General features: G+C 65.4%; 16 protein-coding genes. 5 read left to right on the top strand and 11 right to left on the bottom strand.

Annotation, left to right across the window (positions count from 1 at the left end):
• From QTI66_RS21130 to QTI66_RS21110, 5 genes are all read right to left on the bottom strand, one after another.
• Complete coding sequence (locus QTI66_RS21130) at positions 1-1,212, bottom strand: amino acid ABC transporter substrate-binding protein (protein ID WP_286561823.1); 1,212 nt, start codon at positions 1,210-1,212, stop codon at positions 1-3.
• A 78-nt stretch (positions 1,213-1,290) separates the two neighbouring features.
• The gene (locus QTI66_RS21125) at positions 1,291-2,286 is read right to left on the bottom strand and encodes a Bug family tripartite tricarboxylate transporter substrate binding protein (protein ID WP_286561822.1); all 996 of its coding nucleotides are present in this window, start codon (positions 2,284-2,286) and stop codon (positions 1,291-1,293) included.
• Positions 2,283-3,440, bottom strand: coding sequence for a CaiB/BaiF CoA transferase family protein (locus QTI66_RS21120; protein ID WP_286561821.1), 1,158 nt, complete (start codon positions 3,438-3,440; stop codon positions 2,283-2,285). The genes QTI66_RS21125 and QTI66_RS21120 overlap by 4 nt, the downstream gene beginning before the upstream one ends.
• Positions 3,437-4,243 carry a citryl-CoA lyase gene (locus tag QTI66_RS21115; protein ID WP_286561820.1) on the bottom strand — a complete coding sequence of 269 codons (807 nt, stop codon included), beginning with the start codon at positions 4,241-4,243 and terminating at the stop codon, positions 3,437-3,439. The genes QTI66_RS21120 and QTI66_RS21115 overlap by 4 nt, the downstream gene beginning before the upstream one ends.
• A 31-nt stretch (positions 4,244-4,274) precedes the next feature.
• On the bottom strand, positions 4,275-5,159 hold the full coding sequence (locus QTI66_RS21110) for a dioxygenase family protein (protein WP_286561819.1): 885 nt from the start codon (positions 5,157-5,159) through the stop codon (positions 4,275-4,277).
• 134 nt (positions 5,160-5,293) lie between these two features.
• On the opposite strand from QTI66_RS21110, the gene QTI66_RS21105 reads away from it, so the two are divergent.
• Entirely contained in the window at positions 5,294-6,202 is a 909-nt protein-coding gene (locus QTI66_RS21105; protein WP_286561818.1) for a LysR substrate-binding domain-containing protein, read from the top strand.
• Between the two features lie 57 nt (positions 6,203-6,259).
• A complete protein-coding gene (locus QTI66_RS21100; protein WP_286561817.1) occupies positions 6,260-7,081 on the top strand; it encodes an Ivy family c-type lysozyme inhibitor in 822 nt (273 codons plus the stop codon).
• A gap of 199 nt (positions 7,082-7,280) precedes the next feature.
• Here QTI66_RS21100 and QTI66_RS21095 read toward each other — a convergent pair whose 3' ends face one another.
• The 6 genes from QTI66_RS21095 to QTI66_RS21070 form a co-directional block, all read right to left on the bottom strand.
• Complete coding sequence (locus tag QTI66_RS21095; protein ID WP_286561816.1) at positions 7,281-8,348, bottom strand: malate/lactate/ureidoglycolate dehydrogenase; 1,068 nt, start codon at positions 8,346-8,348, stop codon at positions 7,281-7,283.
• A gap of 8 nt (positions 8,349-8,356) precedes the next feature.
• Positions 8,357-9,883 carry a UxaA family hydrolase gene (locus QTI66_RS21090; protein ID WP_286561815.1) on the bottom strand — a complete coding sequence of 509 codons (1,527 nt, stop codon included), beginning with the start codon at positions 9,881-9,883 and terminating at the stop codon, positions 8,357-8,359.
• Between the two features lie 45 nt (positions 9,884-9,928).
• Positions 9,929-11,323 carry a TRAP transporter large permease gene (locus QTI66_RS21085; protein WP_286561814.1) on the bottom strand — a complete coding sequence of 465 codons (1,395 nt, stop codon included), beginning with the start codon at positions 11,321-11,323 and terminating at the stop codon, positions 9,929-9,931.
• 26 nt (positions 11,324-11,349) lie between these two features.
• Positions 11,350-11,907, bottom strand: a complete 558-nt coding sequence (locus QTI66_RS21080; protein WP_286561813.1) for a TRAP transporter small permease — start codon at positions 11,905-11,907, stop codon at positions 11,350-11,352.
• A gap of 130 nt (positions 11,908-12,037) precedes the next feature.
• Positions 12,038-13,033 (bottom strand): sialic acid TRAP transporter substrate-binding protein SiaP, encoded by a 996-nt coding sequence (locus tag QTI66_RS21075; protein WP_286561812.1) that lies wholly within the window; start codon positions 13,031-13,033, stop codon positions 12,038-12,040.
• Between the two features lie 59 nt (positions 13,034-13,092).
• Complete coding sequence (locus QTI66_RS21070; protein WP_286561811.1) at positions 13,093-13,803, bottom strand: FadR/GntR family transcriptional regulator; 711 nt, start codon at positions 13,801-13,803, stop codon at positions 13,093-13,095.
• 165 nt (positions 13,804-13,968) lie between these two features.
• Between QTI66_RS21070 and QTI66_RS21065 the strand changes: the two genes are divergently transcribed.
• The 3 genes from QTI66_RS21065 to QTI66_RS21055 are packed head-to-tail and all read left to right on the top strand — an operon-like array spanning position 13,969 to position 16,340.
• Positions 13,969-14,703 (top strand): SDR family oxidoreductase, encoded by a 735-nt coding sequence (locus QTI66_RS21065; protein ID WP_286561810.1) that lies wholly within the window; start codon positions 13,969-13,971, stop codon positions 14,701-14,703.
• Positions 14,700-15,446, top strand: a complete 747-nt coding sequence (locus tag QTI66_RS21060) for an SDR family NAD(P)-dependent oxidoreductase (protein WP_286561809.1) — start codon at positions 14,700-14,702, stop codon at positions 15,444-15,446. Before QTI66_RS21065 ends, QTI66_RS21060 begins: the two co-directional genes overlap by 4 nt.
• 45 nt (positions 15,447-15,491) lie before the next feature.
• Complete coding sequence (locus QTI66_RS21055; RefSeq protein WP_286561807.1) at positions 15,492-16,340, top strand: fumarylacetoacetate hydrolase family protein; 849 nt, start codon at positions 15,492-15,494, stop codon at positions 16,338-16,340.
• The last annotated feature ends 4 nt before the right edge of the window (positions 16,341-16,344 follow it).

Here is a 16,344-nt window from a genome sequence, read left to right as displayed (position 1 = left end):
TCAGGGCGTCAGCATCTTGGCGCCACCGGAGGTCACTTCCTTCGGCCAGACCACGACCCACTTGCCATCCTGGATCTGCTTGATGCGCATCAGGTCGTCGCCGAAGTTGCCGGTGCCATCGAAGCGCAGCTTGCCCTGGATGGTGTCGACCTTGTTCGTCTTCAGGTAGTCGGCGATCTTCTTGTCGTCCAGGCTCTTGGTGGCGGTGACGCCGGCTTCGAGGATCTGCCACGCCGTGTACGACGCCGCTGCCTGCGTTTCGACCGCGGTGTCGGTGAAGCCGGCCTTGGCCGCGCGTTCCTTGTAGATCTTCACGAACTCGGCCGCGCCGAAGTTGGAGGTGAAGGGCGGCTGGTCTTCGAAGATCGTGGCCGACAGCGCAAGCTTCGCGTCCGGCGATGCGAGCAGCGGACCGGGCGCCGGGTACAGGTAGAAGTGCTGCGGAGGCAGGTAGTCGATTTTCTTCATCGCGTCGAGCAGCAGGTTGCCTTCCAGCCCGATGGCGCCGACCCACACGAAGTCGGGCTTGGCATCCTTCACTCGGTTGGCAATCGGGCCGAAGTCGCGGTTGCCGAAGTCCCATTCGAGAAACAGCACTTCCGTCAGGCCGCGCTTCTTGATGACCTCGCGCGCACCCGCGCTCATGAACTGGATCGAGGGGAACTTGCTCGTCACCACAGCTACGGTCTTCGGCGGCTTGGGCCCAGCGGCAAGCGCATCGAACAGCGTGTTGGGCACGGTGGTGGCCGGGTCCGAGCCGATCGACCAGGCCGGGAACTGCATGTCGTACTTGGCCAGCGAGGGAATGCCGAGCGTGTGGTGCACCAGCACCTTGTTGTAGCGTTGCGCCACGCCCATGGCCGACAGGATGGCGCCCGTGGCATAGGGGCCCATGAGCAGGTCGACCTTGTCGGCCGTCACCAATTGCTCGTACAGCGTGCGCGCCAGGTCGGGCTTGGACTGGTCGTCCTTCACCACCCATTCAACGGGCCGCCCGAGCAGGCCGCCGCGCTTGTTGACCTGCTCGATGTAGATGTCGCCCACCAGCTTGTGGATCTGCGCCGTGGCCGAAAGCGGCCCGGTCAGCGCCAGCGTGCTGCCGATGCGGATGGGCTGGCCGGCCGGCTGCGCCACCGCGATGCCTGCGGCAGCCAGTGCGATGGCCGTCATGGCGGTACGCCGTCCGATGCCGGAAAAGTTCTGCGTCTTCATGGTCTTTGTCTCCTCGTTGGTTTTGGTTCAGTTGCACATGCCGGGATCAAATCGGGGAATGCCGTGGTGGCGAGCGCATCAGTCCACGCGTGCGCCGGAGCGTTTCACGAGTTCGGCCCACTTCGCAATTTCGACCTTGTTGAAAGGCTGCATCTCTTCGGCGCGCATCGCGCGCGACTCGATGCCCTGGTCGCGCAGGCGCGTCGTCACGTCGGCCTGGGCGAGGGCGGTGGCACTGGCGTCACGCAGCTTCGCGAGCGTGGCCGGCGGTGTCGCGGCCGGCGCGTACAGCATGAACCAGGCAACCAGATCGAAGTCCGCCACGCCTTGCTCCATCAGCGTCGGCACATCGCTCGCCGCTGCGCTTCGCACCGCGCTGCTGGCGCCCAGGGCGCGCAGCTTGCCTGACTTGACCTGCGGCATCACGGCGGCCGGGTGATAGAACATGAAGTCGACCTGCGCAGCCATGACGCCCGTCAGGGCGACCGAGCCTTCCTTGTAGGGCACGTGGATCATCTTGCCGCCCAGCCGCTGCGCCAGCAGTTCGCCGGCCAGGTGGCCCGAGGTGCCGTTGCCGGCCGAGGCAAAGGTCACGCCCTCCGGCCGATGTGCCGCCAGGGCCAGGTCTTTCAGGGACTTGATGGGCGAATCGGCCGCCACCACCAGCAACGTCGGCGTGTAGCCGATGAAGGCGACGGGCGCGAAGTCGCGCAGGGGGTCATAGGGCAGCTTCGCGAACAGCGACGCATTGATGGCGTGCGTGCCCACCGTGCCCATCACCAGCGTGCGGCCATCGGGCGCCGACTTGGCGACCATGTCGGAGCCGGTCGAGCCGCCCGCGCCGGCGCGGTTGTCGACGATCACCGGTTGCTGCAGGTTCTTGCCCAGCGCTTCGGCAACGACGCGGCCCACCGTGTCGGTCGTCGTGCCCGCGCCGAAGGGGACGATCATCTTGAGCGGGCCGCGGTCCTGCGCCTGCGCGGCCGCACCGCCCAGGAGCAGTCCGCATGAAAGCAGCGCGAGCGTGGCCAGGTGGCGCCGCCGCGCCGGGGATGTCGTTGTTGCGCAAGTCATGCCTTGTTCCCTTGTGTCTTGTTGCGCCGCAGCTCGGCGCGGATCTCGTCGTTGTGCTCGCCCAACGTGGGGGGCGGACGCACGTCGAGCGAGCGCTGGCCGTCGAAGCTCACCGGCGAGCGCACGGTGCGAAACAGGCCCATTACCGGATGCTCTGCGGAGGTCATCAGCTGCAGGTGCTTGGCCTGCGGGTCTTCGAGCGCCTCGCTGGTGTCGTACATCGGCGCGTTGGGAACGTCCTCGCGCTGCAGGCGCTGGCACCACTCGTCGCGTGGTCGCGTGAGAAAGCGCTCGCCGAGCAGTTCGATGATCGCTTCCTGGTTGTCGATGCGCGCCTCGCGCGTGGCAAAGCGCGGGTCTTCGAAGATGTCCGGCTGCTCGATGGCGACGGCCAGGCCGCGCCAGAATTTCTCGGGCGAGGACATGTGCAGCGCGATCCACTTGTCGTCCGCGCAGCGCAGCACATAGGACTGCGACACGCTCGGCCGGCTGTACGGCCCCATCACCTCGTCGACCTGAAGGAAGTGTGTGAATGCGTCGAGGTTGAAGTGCGTCATCGCCTCCAGCATCGACACCTCGACCTTGCGGCCGACGCCCGTGCGGTTGCGCTCGAACAAGGCGCCGAGCACGCCGTAGGTGGCGTAGAAGCCGGTGAGCGCATCCGCAATGGCCGGACCCACGACGCGCGGGTTCGCCGGGTTGATGAGCAGGTTCAGGAAGCCGCTGGCCGCTTGCGCCACCGTGTCGTATGCCGGTCGGCTGACGGCCGGCCCGGAAGAGCCAAAGCCGCTGATCGAGCAATAGATGAGCTTCGGGTTGAGCGCCTGCAACCGCTCCGCGCCGACGCCCAGTTTTTCGGCCACGCCGGGGCGGAAGTTCTGGATGTAGACGTCGGCATCGGCGATCAAAGCGTCGAGCACCGCGAGGTCCTCGGCCTTCTTCGTGTCCAGCTCGATGCTGCGCTTGTTGCGGTTGTAGGTCTGGTAGTGCGGGCTGTAGAGGCCGTTCTTGAAGGCGCGGAACGGATCGCCCGTCACCGGCTGCTCCACCTTGATGACGTCGGCCCCCAAGTCGCCCAGCAGCATGCCCGCCGCCGGTCCGGTGATGAAGGTGCCCTGCTCGACCACCTTCAGGCCCTGGAGGACTGGAATCATTTGTGCTGTCCGAAATGCGCCGGGAGCGCGCCGTCGTATTCCATCTCGCGCGTGGCCTGGTACGACAAGGCAAAGCCGATCGGCTGACGGATCTCCTCGTACATGTGGGCGATCAGGCCGGCCGTGCGCGCCAGGATGGGCACGCCCTTGAGCGCCTCCACCGGAAAGCCCGCGCCCAGCAGCACGGCGGGAATCGCGCCCGACACGTTGAGCTTGAGAGGCTTGCCCAGCACTTCGGGCATGAGCGCCTCCACGGCTTCGGCGATCTCGACGAAGCGAAGGCTCGTGCCTGCTGCCTTCGCCGTCTTGAACAGCGCGCCGACGCGTTCGTCACGCTCCTTGTGCAGCGGATGGCCGTAGCCGGGAATCGAGCGCTTGGCCGCGCGCCACTCCTGCATCACGGCGAGCGCTGCAGCCGCCAGCGGCCGGCCGGTGCTCGCCTGTGCGTCGATCTCGCTGTAGAAGCGGCCGGCTGTCTCCGATGAGCCCAGCACCACGGAGCCGCAACCCAGGATGCCCGCGGCCACGGCGCCCTGCATCGCGTCTGGCGCGGCGGCAAAGGTCATGCGCGCCGCCTGCACGCTGGGCACCAGCCCGTGCTCGGCAATGGCCACCAGCGTGGCGTTCAGCACCGCCGTCTCGCCGGCGCTCGGGTGCCGGCCGGTGAGCAGCAGGAAGAAATGGTCGACAAAGGAAATCTTGCCGATCAGGTCCTTCGACAGGTCTTGCCCGCGAATGACGATGGTGTGTTCGTCCGATGTGCTGATGGACGTGCGCGGCACGGTGGCCTTGCCGATCTTCATGGGAGTCCTTGATGGGTGGTTGCTGCCGCTGTCACGCGGCTGGCGCGAGCCGGAAGTCGTAGCTCGCGGAGTGATAGGGGACGGCCATCTCGCGGCCGTCGACGGCCTTGCCGGCTGCGTGCTTTTCGAAGTCCACCACCAGGCTGTCGCGCTTGCCGAAGACGGCGTCTTCTTCGAGGTACGGGCTGCCGGCAACGAACAGGTGCGTCGTCAGCATCACGTGGCCCGGCGCGGAAATCTGCATGTGGATGTGTCCGGGCCGGTAGATGTTGCGGCCGGTGGCACGCATCATGTCGCCCACCGGGCCGTCGTCGGGCACCGGGTAGTAGGTGGGCAGGATCGACCAGAACCAGTAGCGGCCCTGCGCGTCGGTGCGAAAGCGACCGCGCGCGCGCATCGTCGGCTCGGCGCTCAGCTGCATGTCGTACTTGCCGTCGCCGTCGCCGGACCACACGTCCAGCAGCGCGCCGGCCAGCGGTTGCCCGTGCACGTCGGTCACGCGGCCCATGTAGAAGGTCGGCTCGCCGGGAACGCCTTCGCCGATGTCGCTGCCCAATGCCAGTTCGGGCGCGCCGGCCCAGTAGAAGGGGCCTTCGACGGTCGCTTCGGTCGCTTCGGTCGCGCCCTTGGCGTCGGCACTGGCGCGGGCTTGGGCCAACGCGACGACCATCATCGACAGCCCCAGCGTGTCCGACAGCAGGATGAATTCGGGCCGTTTGTCGGTCGAGATCTGACCCGTGGCATTCAGGAAGTTCAGGCCGGCGATCCATTCCTCTGGCGTCAAGTCGACTTCGCGCGCAAAGGCGTGGATGTGCTTGACGAGCGAGGTCATCAGCTGGCGCAGACGGGCGTCCGGCGTGCCCGCGAAGGCTTTGAGGACATCCTGGGTGATCGCATCTTGTTGTGTGTTGGACATTGCGTGGTCTCCTGCTTTGCACCCGAAGCGGGCGCTTCTTGATGAGTCCGGACAATAGACCCTGAAACATTCCGTCGCAAATGATGAATTTCCATGGATATCATCGACACCATCGATCATTCACAGGGGTTTCCATGGAGATGAGGCACTTGCGCTACTTCGTGGCGCTGGCCGATTGCCTGAGCTTTACGCGTGCGGCCGAGCGGGTGCATGTGACCCAATCGACCCTGTCGCACCAGATTCGCCAGCTCGAAGACGAGCTGGGCCAACCCCTGTTCGAGCGCATCGGCAAGAAGGTGGTCACGACCGAGGCGGGCGAGTTGCTGCGCGGCTATGCGTCGCGCGCACTCAAGGAGGTCGACCAGGGCATCGCGCTCCTCAAGCCGGGCACCAGCAGCCTGAGCGGCACGGTGCGCGTGGGCGCGACGCACACCTTCAACATCGGGCTCATTCCGGAGTGCGTGGCGCAGTTGCTGGCGCGCCATCCCACGGTGCGCATCAGCGTGGAGGAACTGTCGGCGGAGGTGATCGGCGCGCGGCTCAAGTCCGGCGACCTGGACCTGGGCATCGCCTACCGGCCGAACGACCCGGAAGACCTGTGGTTCGAGCCGCTCTACAACGAGGAGATGGTGCTGGTCGTGTCGCAAAGCCATCCACTGGCCAGCCGCAAGCGCATCCGCATGGTGGAGCTGCATCGGCAGTCGCTGGTGCTGCTGTCGTCCAACTTCTCCACGCGCACCATGCTGGACGAGTGCTTTCGGGCGTGTGGTGCCGAGCCGGTCGTCGTGGCCGAGATGTCCACCGTGGCGCCGATGCTGGGTCTGGTGGCGCGCACGCAGATCGGATCGATCGTGGCGATCAACGCGGTGACCGAGTCGATGACGGGCCTGGCGGTGATTCCGCTGGAAAGCCCGACGCCCGTTCGGACGCCGGGCATCCTGTGGCGGCTCGGCGAGGCGCAGCCGATGCATGTGCAGTCGTTCGCTGTGATTTTGCGCAAGACTGCGCTGAGCAACAGCCTGCGCCGGGACGGGCCGGGATAGGCATCACCCTGCGCGGCGTGTACCCTGTGCACTGGCACGGCTCTTCAGGAGATTCCTGTGGCTCCATTGGCAACGCGGCGCGTCCTTCAGGCAGGGGTCATGGCGTGGCTTTGCGTGGCCGCCGGTGCGTCCGCGCTGGCGCAGCGCCTGCCGGCTGACGTTCTCGCGATGTACGGCGGCACGTGGTCGGTGAATTGCGCCAACCCGTATGCCCCCAAGCTCAAAGTTGAGGCAGACGCGTTGATGGTCGAACGTGACGGCCAGCGCCTGACGGGCATCAAGCCGCAGGCGGCGGCCTCGTACTTCGGCAATTCGCCGCCGGAGAACTACGAGATGGCGCTGCTCAGCGAAGTGCGTGGCGGATCGGAACTCCTGTTCATCGTTTACCGCGACAAGCGCAATCGCTACATCAAGCTCAGTGCCGACGGCAAGACCGCTGCTGCGCTGGGCAGCCAACTGTTGAAAGTGCAGTTCTTCGCCTGCAAGGTCGATGCCGTTCAACCCTACGTCGCCGCGCCTTCACCGCCGCCTGCGGCCGGCAGTGTCGACGTGGTGGTCGCTTCGCCGAAGTTCGGTGCGGCATGGCGCAAGGCACTCGGCGCCGACGCCCGTGAGCCCTGGCTGGCGCAAATGAACGGCCCCGCGCCTCCGCCGCGCTGGGTGAATGTGGCGGGCGCGCGCTATGCCTTCAATGGGTTCTGCAAGGCGCACGACTGCTATGACAACAGCGCGGTGCAGCTCTATGCGCCGGACTCCGGGCAGATCTTCGGCTTTGTGCATCGCGTGAACCGCGACACGCTGGTGGGCAATCCGCCGCCCGCCGTGGCTGCGGAATTGCAGCGGCTGTGGAAAGCCGAGTGGCGCCAGCAGACCCGCTGACGGCTGTTACTCCCTCTCCCGCCGGGAGCGGGCACTGGGCGGTCAACAGCGCGTGGTCATTGCATGGGCCCGGTGCCCCTCACCCAACCTCTCCCCGGAGGGGAGAGGAGCAAGTCCGTCTCTACTCCCTCTCCCGCCGGGAGAGGGCCGGGGTGAGGGCACCGGGCCTTTGACCGGACGCAGCGGCGGATAAGGCCAACTAACGCGTCGCCTCCACCGTCACCCCCACCTTCGCCCCCGCCGCAACGATTTCACCCCAGGTCGCATCGTCCACCCAGATGCCCTCGCGCTCGCGGGCCGTGCGCGCCGTGCGCTCCGGCTCGCCCGCGATCTGCACCGCGTCGAAGCCCTGACCCGCGGGACTTTGACGCAACCATTGCACGAAAGCCTTTGCCTCCTGCTCAAAGACCGCCTGCGTCCCCAGCTTCACCGGATCGATCAAGACGGTGAGCATGCCGTTGAGCACCGTGCGCGCCGTGTCGGCCGGTCGGTGCCATGTGCCGCCGCCCGTCAGCGCGCCACCCAGCAGTTCGCAGGCCATCGCCATGCCGTAGCCCTTGTGTTCGCCGAAGGTCATGAGCGCGCCAAACAGCCCGTTCGACTGCGGCACCACGACGACGCCCGGATCGTCCGTCGGCGCGCCATGTTCGTCGATCAGATGGCCGGGCGCCACGCGCTCGCCCTTGTTGTAGGCGACGCGCATCTTGCCCTGCGCCACACGGCTGGTCGCAAAGTCGAGCAGGAAGGGCTCCACACCCGCGAGCGGAATGCCGATGCAACACGGGTTGGTGCCGAAGCGCCCGTCACCGCCGCCCCAGGGCGCGACGACAGGCCGCGACAGCACGTTGACGAAGTGCATGGACACGAGCCCCTGCGCCGTCGCCATTTCCGCGAAGTGACCGATGCGCCCCAGGTGATGCGCACCCGCCAGCGACATGATGCAACTGCCGTGCTGCTTCGCACGCGCGATGCCGAGGTCCATCGCCTGTACGCCCACGATCTGACCGTAGCCGTGCTGCCCGTCGAGCGAGAGCATCGTGCCGATGTCGAGGTTGACCTTGACCGACGCGTTGGGCGTGAGCCCGCCTTCGGCCACCGCGTCGATGTAGCGCGGCACCATGCCGATGCCATGCGAGTCGTGGCCGCTGAGATTGGCGAGCACGAGGTTGTCCGCCACCTGCCGGGCCTCGGCAGCGGAACTGCCGGCCGCAGCGATGATCGACGCGACCTGCGCGCGCAGGTGGGAGGCTTGGAGTGTGAGTGACATGAATTCCCCTACATCACCGCGCCAACTTGCCACGGCACGAACTCGTTCTGCCCGTAGCCATGCCGTTCGCTCTTGCTGTACTCGCCCGACGCCGTCGCCAGCACCAGTTCAAAGATGCGCTGCCCCATCTCCTGGATCGACGCCGTGCCGTCGACGATCTCGCCGCAGTTGATGTCCATGTCTTCCTCCTGCCGCTTCCACAAGGTCGAATTGGTCGCGAGCTTGAGCGAAGGGGAGGGTGCGCAGCCGTAGGCCGAGCCGCGGCCTGTCGTGAAGCAGATCATGTTGGCGCCGCCGGCCACCTGGCCCGTGGCGCTGACGGGGTCGTAGCCGGGTGTGTCCATGTAGACAAAGCCGTGCGCCGTCACCGGTTCGGCGTATTCGTACACCGCTTCGAGGTTGCTGGTGCCGCCCTTGGCGACCGCGCCGAGTGACTTTTCAAGAATGGTGGTCAGCCCGCCCGCCTTGTTGCCGGGCGAAGGGTTGTTGTTCATCTCGCCTTCGTTGATCTCGGTGTAGTGCTCCCACCACGCGATGCGATCGACCAGCTTCTGGCCGACCTCGCGCTTGACCGCGCGGCGCGTGAGCAGGTGCTCGGCGCCATACACCTCGGGCGTCTCGCTGAGGATCGCAGTGCCGCCGTGCGCTACCAGCAAATCGACCGCCGCGCCCAGCGCCGGGTTGGCGCTGATGCCCGAATACCCATCCGACCCGCCGCATTGCAGCCCGATGGTGATGTGCGCCGCGCTGCACGGCTCGCGCTTCACCGCATTGGCGCGCGGCAGCATCTCGTTGATGAGCGCGATGCCTTTTTCCACCGTCTTGCGCGTGCCGCCCGTGTCCTGGATGTTGAAGGTGCGGAAGTTCTTGCCCTCCGCCAGATGCCCCGTGGCCAGCCATGCGTTGATCTGGTTCGCCTCGCAGCCCAGGCCCACCACCAGCACGCCGGCAAAGTTGGGATGCGTGGCGTAGCCCGTGAGCGTGCGCTCCAGGATCTGCATGCCCATGCCCTGCGTGTCCATGCCGCAGCCCGTGCCATGCGTGAGCGCGACGATGCCATCGACGTTGGGATAGTCCGCCAGCGCCGCCGGATTGGTCTTGCGCGAGAAGTGATCCGCAATGGCGCGTGCGGCCGTGGCCGAGCAGTTCACGCTGGTCAGCACGCCGATGTAATTGCGCGTGGCCACGCGACCGTCGGCACGCTTGATGCCCATGAAGGTGGCTTCGCGTTTCGCTGGCGCCGGCTTCACGTCCGCACCAAAGGCGTAGTCGCGTTCGAAGTGACCCTTGTCGGGGCCCATGTCGAGGTTCTGCGTGTGCACGTGCTCGCCGGCCGCGATTGGCCGGCTGGCAAAACCGATGATCTGGTTGTAGCGCCGCACCGGCTCGCCGGTGGCAATGTTGCGCATCGCGACCTTGTGCCCGGCCGGGATCAGGCCGCGCACCGCCACGCCTTCGACCTCGGTGCCGCCCACGAGCTGCGCCCGCGCAATCACCACGTCATCGGCGGGATGCAGGCGAATAAAGGGATTCATCGTGTCACCTCTTGTTGGGGCTCCAGCGCGAAGCCGCGCGGAGCATCAGAAGAACATTTTCGGCAACCACATTACCAGCGAAGGCATGTAGGTGATCACCACCAGGCTGAGCAGCAGCGGCACGAGCCACGGCAGGATGGCGATGGTCGTGCGCTCGAAGCTCAGGCCCGCCACGCGCGCCAGCACGAAGAGCACCATGCCCATCGGCGGATGCAGCAGGCCGATCATGAGGTTGAGCACCATCACCAGCCCGAAGTGGATCGGGTCCACGCCCAGGTGCGTTGCAATGGGCAGCAGGATCGGCACCAGGATCGTGATGGCCGCAGTCGGCTCCAGGAAGCAGCCAACGAAGAGCATCAGCAGGTTGGCCAGCAGCAGGAACATCCAGGCCTCCTTGGTGAAGCCCAGCACCCATGCGGCGATGTCAGCCGTGACCCCGGTGGCCGTCAGCATCCAGCCGAAGATCGACGCCGCGGCGACGATGAAGAGCACCGTCGACGTGGTCTCGATGGTGTCCAGGCACACCTTGACGAACATCTTCCACGAGAGCGTGCCGTACCACGCAAAGCCAAGGATCATGGCCCACGCGCACGCGGCAATCGCGCCTTCGGTGGGTGTGAACAGGCCGGTCGTCATGCCGCCGATGAGCAGCACCGGCGTCATGATGGGCAGCAGCGCCTCGAATTTGAAGATCTTGTCGAGCACGAAGAGGGCGGCCAGCGCGCCGAACACGGTGAGCTGCGCGGGCAGTCCAAGCTTGTCGACCAGCACCCACACCAGGAGCGGCCAGCCGATCACCACCGCCAGTTCGCTCAGTGCCTTGAACAGGCGCGTGCTGGAGAACTTGACGTCGCTGCCCCACTTGTTCTTGTGAGCGTAGTACGCCACGGTGAGCATCATCAGGATGGCCATCAGCGCGCCCGGCAGGATGCCCGCCAGGAAGAGCGCACCCACCGACACGTTGGCCATCATCCCGTAGATCACGAAGGGCAGGCTCGGCGGAATGATGGGGCCCAGCGTGGCCGACGCGGCCGTCACGCCCACGGCGAACTCGGTCGAATAGCCGTGCTCCTTCATCGCCTTGATCTCGATGGTGCCCAGGCCCGCGGCGTCCGCGATGGCGGTGCCGCTCATGCCCGCAAAGATCACCGAGCCCAGCACGTTCACGTGGCCCAGGCCGCCCTTGAGCCAGCCCACCAGCGCGAGCGCGAAGTTGTAGATGCGCGTGGTGATGCCGGCGTTGTTCATCAGGTTGCCGGCCAGGATGAAGAAGGGCACCGCCAGCAGCGGAAAGCTGTCGATGCCGCTCACCATGCGGTGAATCACCACGAAGGGCGGCAGGCTGCCCGACATGAGGATGTAGGCGAGCGAGGCACCCGCCATTGCGATGGCCACCGGAATGCCGCCGGCCATGAAAATCAGGAAGAAGATCTTGAGCATGTTGTGGTTCTTCTTGTCGTGGGTCTTCAGTGGTCGGAGAGCGCCGATTCCGGCCGCTCGAGCACGCTGTAGCCGCGCCGCCAGTGGATGCGCAGGATCTGCACCGAGCGAAACGCCATTGCGGCAAAGCCGAAGAGGCACAGGCCGTAGACGATGTTCATCGGCAGGTCGACGATGGTCATGCGTGTCCGGTTGCCGATCTTGAGCATCATCTGCACCGTCATCACCACGGCCGCCACGAAGAACGCGATGCGGATCACGTCGACCGCCTTCGACATCCATTTGCCCATGGATGCGGGCAGGTGGCGGTAGAAGAAGTCGACCTGTATCTGGTTGTTCTTCGACACGCCGATGGCCGCGCCGATGAAGACCACGGCAATCAGCATGTACCGCGACACCTCTTCTGTCCACGCCGCGGAGTCGTTCATCACATAGCGCGTGACGAACTGATAGAACACCGTGAGGCCCAGCATCCAGAAGATGGCCAGGGCGATCCAGCCTTCGGCGATGGTGCCCGAGAGGTCGACGACCTCGTCCTCGGCATGGAAGTGCCCTTCGTCATCGATGATTTTCTGTTCAGTCATTGAAAGCTCGTCATTGCATGGACTTCACTTTTCGGGAAACACCGCGGAACCGGCTTTGCCGGGCCGCTGGTGTTGCCCCCGGCAGGGGGTTGGAGGAGCGACACGAAGTGGCGCGGAGCCTGGGGGCGAGTTATTTAATGGCCAGGATGCGGTCGTAGTCCTGCTGGCGATAGCCCTGGTCCGTCGGCTTCGTGTTCTTCAGCACCGCTTCACGGAAGGCGCCCTTGTCGACCGTGATGACGTTGTTGCCCTTCTTCTTGAACTCTTCCGTGAGCCGCACTTCCGACGCGATGATCTCGCGGCCCGTTTTCTCCGCGGCCTCCTGCATCACCTCGTTGAAGATCTTCTTTTCGTCAGCCGACAGCTTGCCCCACAGCTGGCCGGAGACCACCGTCAGCAGCGAGTCGACGATATGGCCCGTCAGCGAAATATTCTTCTGTACCTCGAAGAACTTCTTGGCCTCGATGGTGGGCAGCGGGTTCTCCTGGGCATCGACGGTGCCGTTCTGCAACGCAAGATAGACCTCGGCAAAGGCGATGGGCGTGGCGTTGGCGCCCAGCGATTTCGGGAAGGCCAGGTAGGCCGGCGCATCCGGCACGCGGATCTTCAGTCCCTTCATGTCCTCGGGCTTGGCGACCGGATGCGCGGCATTGGAGGTCACGTGCCGTGCGCCGTAGTAGTTGAGCGCCACGATGTGGTTGCCGCTCTTCTCGTCATAGCCCTTGGCCAGTTCCGCGAAAACTTCGCTCTTCGCGTACTTCAGCAGGTGGTCCGAGTCGCGGAAGATGAACGGGAAATAGGTGACGGCCAGCGGCTTGTAGGTGTTGCCCGCAAAGCTCGCGCCCGTCAGGATGATGTCGACCGTGCCCAGCGTCAGGCCCTGGTTGATGTCCGACTCCTTGCCCAGGCTGGAGGCCGGGAACACCTGGATGTCGTACTTGCCGTTGGTGCGCTTCTTGATCTCTTCCGCCGCCCACACCGAGTACTTGTGGAAAGGCTCCGAAGTCTCGTACACGTGAGCCCACTTGAGCTTGGTTTGCGCCTGCGCGATGCCCAGCATGCCGAGTGAACTTGCTGCGATGGCGCAAGCTGCGATGGTCTTGAGGGCGATACGTTTGCTGGTCATCGGTTGGTCTCCATGTTGATGTTGAAACGGATACGGAAAACGAAAGCTGCTGGCGCGTTTCAGGCGGTCTTCGCGCGGCGCCAGCTCGCGCTGAATCTCTGGTGTGACTTGTCCATGTGCTCGTGCATCGCTGCGCGTGCGGCGTCGGGGTCGTGTGCGGCGATGGCGTCGCGAATGGCCTCGTGCTCGGCAATGGCGGTGCGCCACGACTTCACGTTCTCGAAGTAGCCGCCCAGCCGCGTGAAGATCGGGCCGTTGCGTGAATCCCAATAGCTGGCCACCGTTTCGGACAGCACCGCGTTGCCGCAGATGTCGACGATGGCCAGGTGAAAGGCGCGGTCGCCTTCCAGCGGCATCACCATGCGATCGGCCAAATCGCGCATGACGTCGATGGCGCGCGAGATGGCGTCCACGTCCTTGCGCTTGCAAAGCTGTGCGGCCAGCGCGGCCGTTTCGCCCTCGACCACGCGGCGCGCGCGAATCAACTCCAGCGGCCCCCATTCGGCGGCGGCCACCGGTGCGGCAGCCGCCCGGCGCGAGCGGTCGAGCACGTACACGCCGGAGCCGGTTCGCACTTCGACCCAGCCTTCGACTTCCAGCGCAATCAGCGCCTCGCGCACGGAAGGACGGCTCACGCCGAGCTGCTTCGACAGGTCGCGTTCCGCCGGCAAGCGATCGCCCACGGCGAACTCGCCCTTGGCGATCAGCGCGCGCAGCTGGTCGGCAATTTGGCGATAGAGGCGTTGCGGTTCGACAATCTGCAGCGGCACGGGCAAGGAGGCGTTGGACCGGCGTTAAGGGTTGTCCCTGAATTGGACAAGTGGTAAGGCCAATTCAGAATACGATGTGCTGACAATTGGTCCCATCGGGCCTAACCCGAACCCGACCGAGCACCCCTGATTCCGTCAGAAGACACTCCCAAAGGAGACACACGCATGAGACTCAAAGGCAAGACCGCGCTCGTGACCGCGGCCGGGCAGGGCATGGGCTACGCCACCGCGCTCGCATTCGCGGCCGAGGGCGCGCAGGTCTGGGCGACCGACGTCAACGAGAAGCTCCTCGATCAATACGCCGGCGTGGCCAACGTCACCACCGCAAGGCTCGACGTGCTCGACAAGTTGGCCATCACGTCGCTGGTGAAGGGCCTGCCGCCCATCGACGTGCTCTTCAACTGTGCCGGCGTGGTGCACAACGGCTCCATCGAAGACGCGACGGACGATCAGCTGGAGTTTGCCTTCAGCCTGAACGTGCGCGCGCAGTTCTGGGCCATCCAGGCGGTGCTTCCCGGCATGCTGGCCAAGGGCGGCGGCAGCATCATCAACATGGCGAGCGTGTGCTCCAGTATCAAGGGCCTGCCCAACCGTTGCGTGTACGGCACGACCAAGGCGGCCGTGTTGGGCCTGACCAAGAGCGTTGCAGCCGACTATGTGACCAAGGGCATCCGCTGCAACGCGATCTGCCCCGGCACGGTCGACACGCCGTCCCTGGCCGAACGCATCAACGCCAACGCGGACCCGGTGGAAGCGCGCAAGGCTTTCATCGCCCGCCAGCCGATGGGTCGCCTCGCGCAGGCTGAGGAGATTGCGCCGCTCATCGTCTTCCTGGCCAGCGACGAAGCGCAATTCGTTACCGGCCAGGCCTACGCGGCCGATGGCGGAATGACCATATGAACCAGCTCGACTTTGCCGGTCGGCACGCCGTCGTTACGGGCGGCGCCACGGGGCTGGGCTACGGCATCGCCAAACGACTCATCGCATCGGGCGGCAGCGTCACCATCTGGGACCGCGATGGCGAGGCGGCCACCAAGGCGGCGTGGACGCTGGGCGCCAAGGCTTTTGCGTTGCCCGTTGATGTGTCGCAGCAACCGTCGGTGGCCAAGGCCGTCGCGGCCACGCTGGGACATGGCAAGCACATCGACGCGCTGATCAACAGCGCCGGCATCACCGGGCCGAACACCAAGCTGTGGGACTACCCGGTCGACGCCTGGCGGCAGGTGATGGACGTGAACCTCACCGGCCTCTTCATCTGCTGCCGCGAGGTGGTGCCGCACATGCGCACACGCGGCTGGGGCCGCATCGTCAACATCGCCTCGGTGGCGGGCAAGGAAGGCAACCCCAACGCCAGCGCCTACAGCGCGAGCAAAGCCGGCGTGATCGCGCTCACCAAGTCATTGGGCAAGGAACTGGCCGACACCGGCATCCGCGTGAACTGCGTGACGCCCGCGGCCGTGAAGACGGCCATCTTCGACCAGATGACGCAGGAGCACATCGCCTTCATGCTCTCGAAGATCCCGATGGGGCGCTTTGGCGAGGTCGATGAAATTGCTTCGATGGTGGCGTGGCTTTGCACGGAGGATTGCTCGTTCTCGACCGGCGCCACCTTCGATCTCTCGGGCGGACGCAGCACCTACTGATCCGTCTTCTGGACGATTCCCTCTCACTGAAAAAGGAACACAACAATGAAACTGGTTCGCTACGGAAATCCGGGCAAGGAAAAGCCGGGGCTCATCGATGCCAACGGGCAACTGCGCGACCTGAGCGCCGCGGTCAAGGACATCGGTCCGGAGCAACTCAGCGATGCGGCTCTCGCCAGGATCGCCAAGCTCAAGACCGACAAGCTGCCGCTGGTCAAGGGCAAGCCGCGCTATGGTTGCCCGATCGGGCAGGTCGGCAAGTTCATTGCCATCGGTTTGAACTATGCGGACCATGCGGCCGAATCGGGTTTGCCCATTCCCGCCGAGCCCGTGGTGTTCATGAAGGCGAACTCCTGCGTCCAGGGCCCGAACGATCCCGTCATGCTGCCCAAGGGCTCGGTCAAGTCCGATTGGGAAGTCGAGCTTGGCGTGGTCATCGGCGCGCGTGCGCGCTACGTGTCGCAAAAGGACGCGCTCAACTTCGTGGCGGGCTACTGCACCATCAACGACGTGAGCGAGCGCGAATACCAGTTGGAGCGCGGTGGCACCTGGGACAAGGGCAAGGGCTGCGACACCTTCGGCCCCATCGGCCCCTGGCTGGTCACGCGCGACGAAGTGCCCAACCCGCAAAAACTCTCGATGTGGCTTGACCTCAATGGCCAGCGCATGCAGACCGGCAATACCAAGACCATGATCTTCAGCGTTGCCAAGATCGTGAGCTACCTGAGCCAGTTCATGACGTTGATGCCCGGTGACGTCATCACCACCGGCACGCCCCCCGGCGTCGGCTTGGGCATGAAGCCGCCGCTCTATCTCAAGAAGGGCGACGTGATGACGCTGGGCATCGAGGGCCTGGGCGACCAGCGGCAGGAAGTGGTGCCGTTCAAGCTTTGATCGC

It is taken from the genome of Variovorax brevis (assembly GCF_030317105.1).
GTDB classification, from domain to species: Bacteria; Pseudomonadota; Gammaproteobacteria; order Burkholderiales; family Burkholderiaceae_C; genus Variovorax; species Variovorax brevis.
The sequence above is the reverse complement of the archived record's forward strand: the minus strand, read 5'-3'. Positions and strand labels throughout refer to the sequence as shown.

Coding starts and splice junctions, on each gene's coding strand:
- QTI66_RS21130 (WP_286561823.1), bottom strand. CDS start 1,212: ATGAAGACGCAGAACTTTTCCGGCATCGGACGGCGTACCGCCATGACG.
- QTI66_RS21125 (WP_286561822.1), bottom strand. CDS start 2,286: ATGACTTGCGCAACAACGACATCCCCGGCGCGGCGGCGCCACCTGGCC.
- QTI66_RS21120 (WP_286561821.1), bottom strand. CDS start 3,440: ATGATTCCAGTCCTCCAGGGCCTGAAGGTGGTCGAGCAGGGCACCTTC.
- QTI66_RS21115 (WP_286561820.1), bottom strand. CDS start 4,243: ATGAAGATCGGCAAGGCCACCGTGCCGCGCACGTCCATCAGCACATCG.
- QTI66_RS21110 (WP_286561819.1), bottom strand. CDS start 5,159: ATGTCCAACACACAACAAGATGCGATCACCCAGGATGTCCTCAAAGCC.
- QTI66_RS21105 (WP_286561818.1), top strand. CDS start 5,294: ATGGAGATGAGGCACTTGCGCTACTTCGTGGCGCTGGCCGATTGCCTG.
- QTI66_RS21095 (WP_286561816.1), bottom strand. CDS start 8,348: ATGTCACTCACACTCCAAGCCTCCCACCTGCGCGCGCAGGTCGCGTCG.
- QTI66_RS21090 (WP_286561815.1), bottom strand. CDS start 9,883: ATGAATCCCTTTATTCGCCTGCATCCCGCCGATGACGTGGTGATTGCG.
- QTI66_RS21085 (WP_286561814.1), bottom strand. CDS start 11,323: ATGCTCAAGATCTTCTTCCTGATTTTCATGGCCGGCGGCATTCCGGTG.
- QTI66_RS21080 (WP_286561813.1), bottom strand. CDS start 11,907: ATGACTGAACAGAAAATCATCGATGACGAAGGGCACTTCCATGCCGAG.
- QTI66_RS21075 (WP_286561812.1), bottom strand. CDS start 13,033: ATGACCAGCAAACGTATCGCCCTCAAGACCATCGCAGCTTGCGCCATC.
- QTI66_RS21065 (WP_286561810.1), top strand. CDS start 13,969: ATGAGACTCAAAGGCAAGACCGCGCTCGTGACCGCGGCCGGGCAGGGC.
- QTI66_RS21060 (WP_286561809.1), top strand. CDS start 14,700: ATGAACCAGCTCGACTTTGCCGGTCGGCACGCCGTCGTTACGGGCGGC.
- QTI66_RS21055 (WP_286561807.1), top strand. CDS start 15,492: ATGAAACTGGTTCGCTACGGAAATCCGGGCAAGGAAAAGCCGGGGCTC.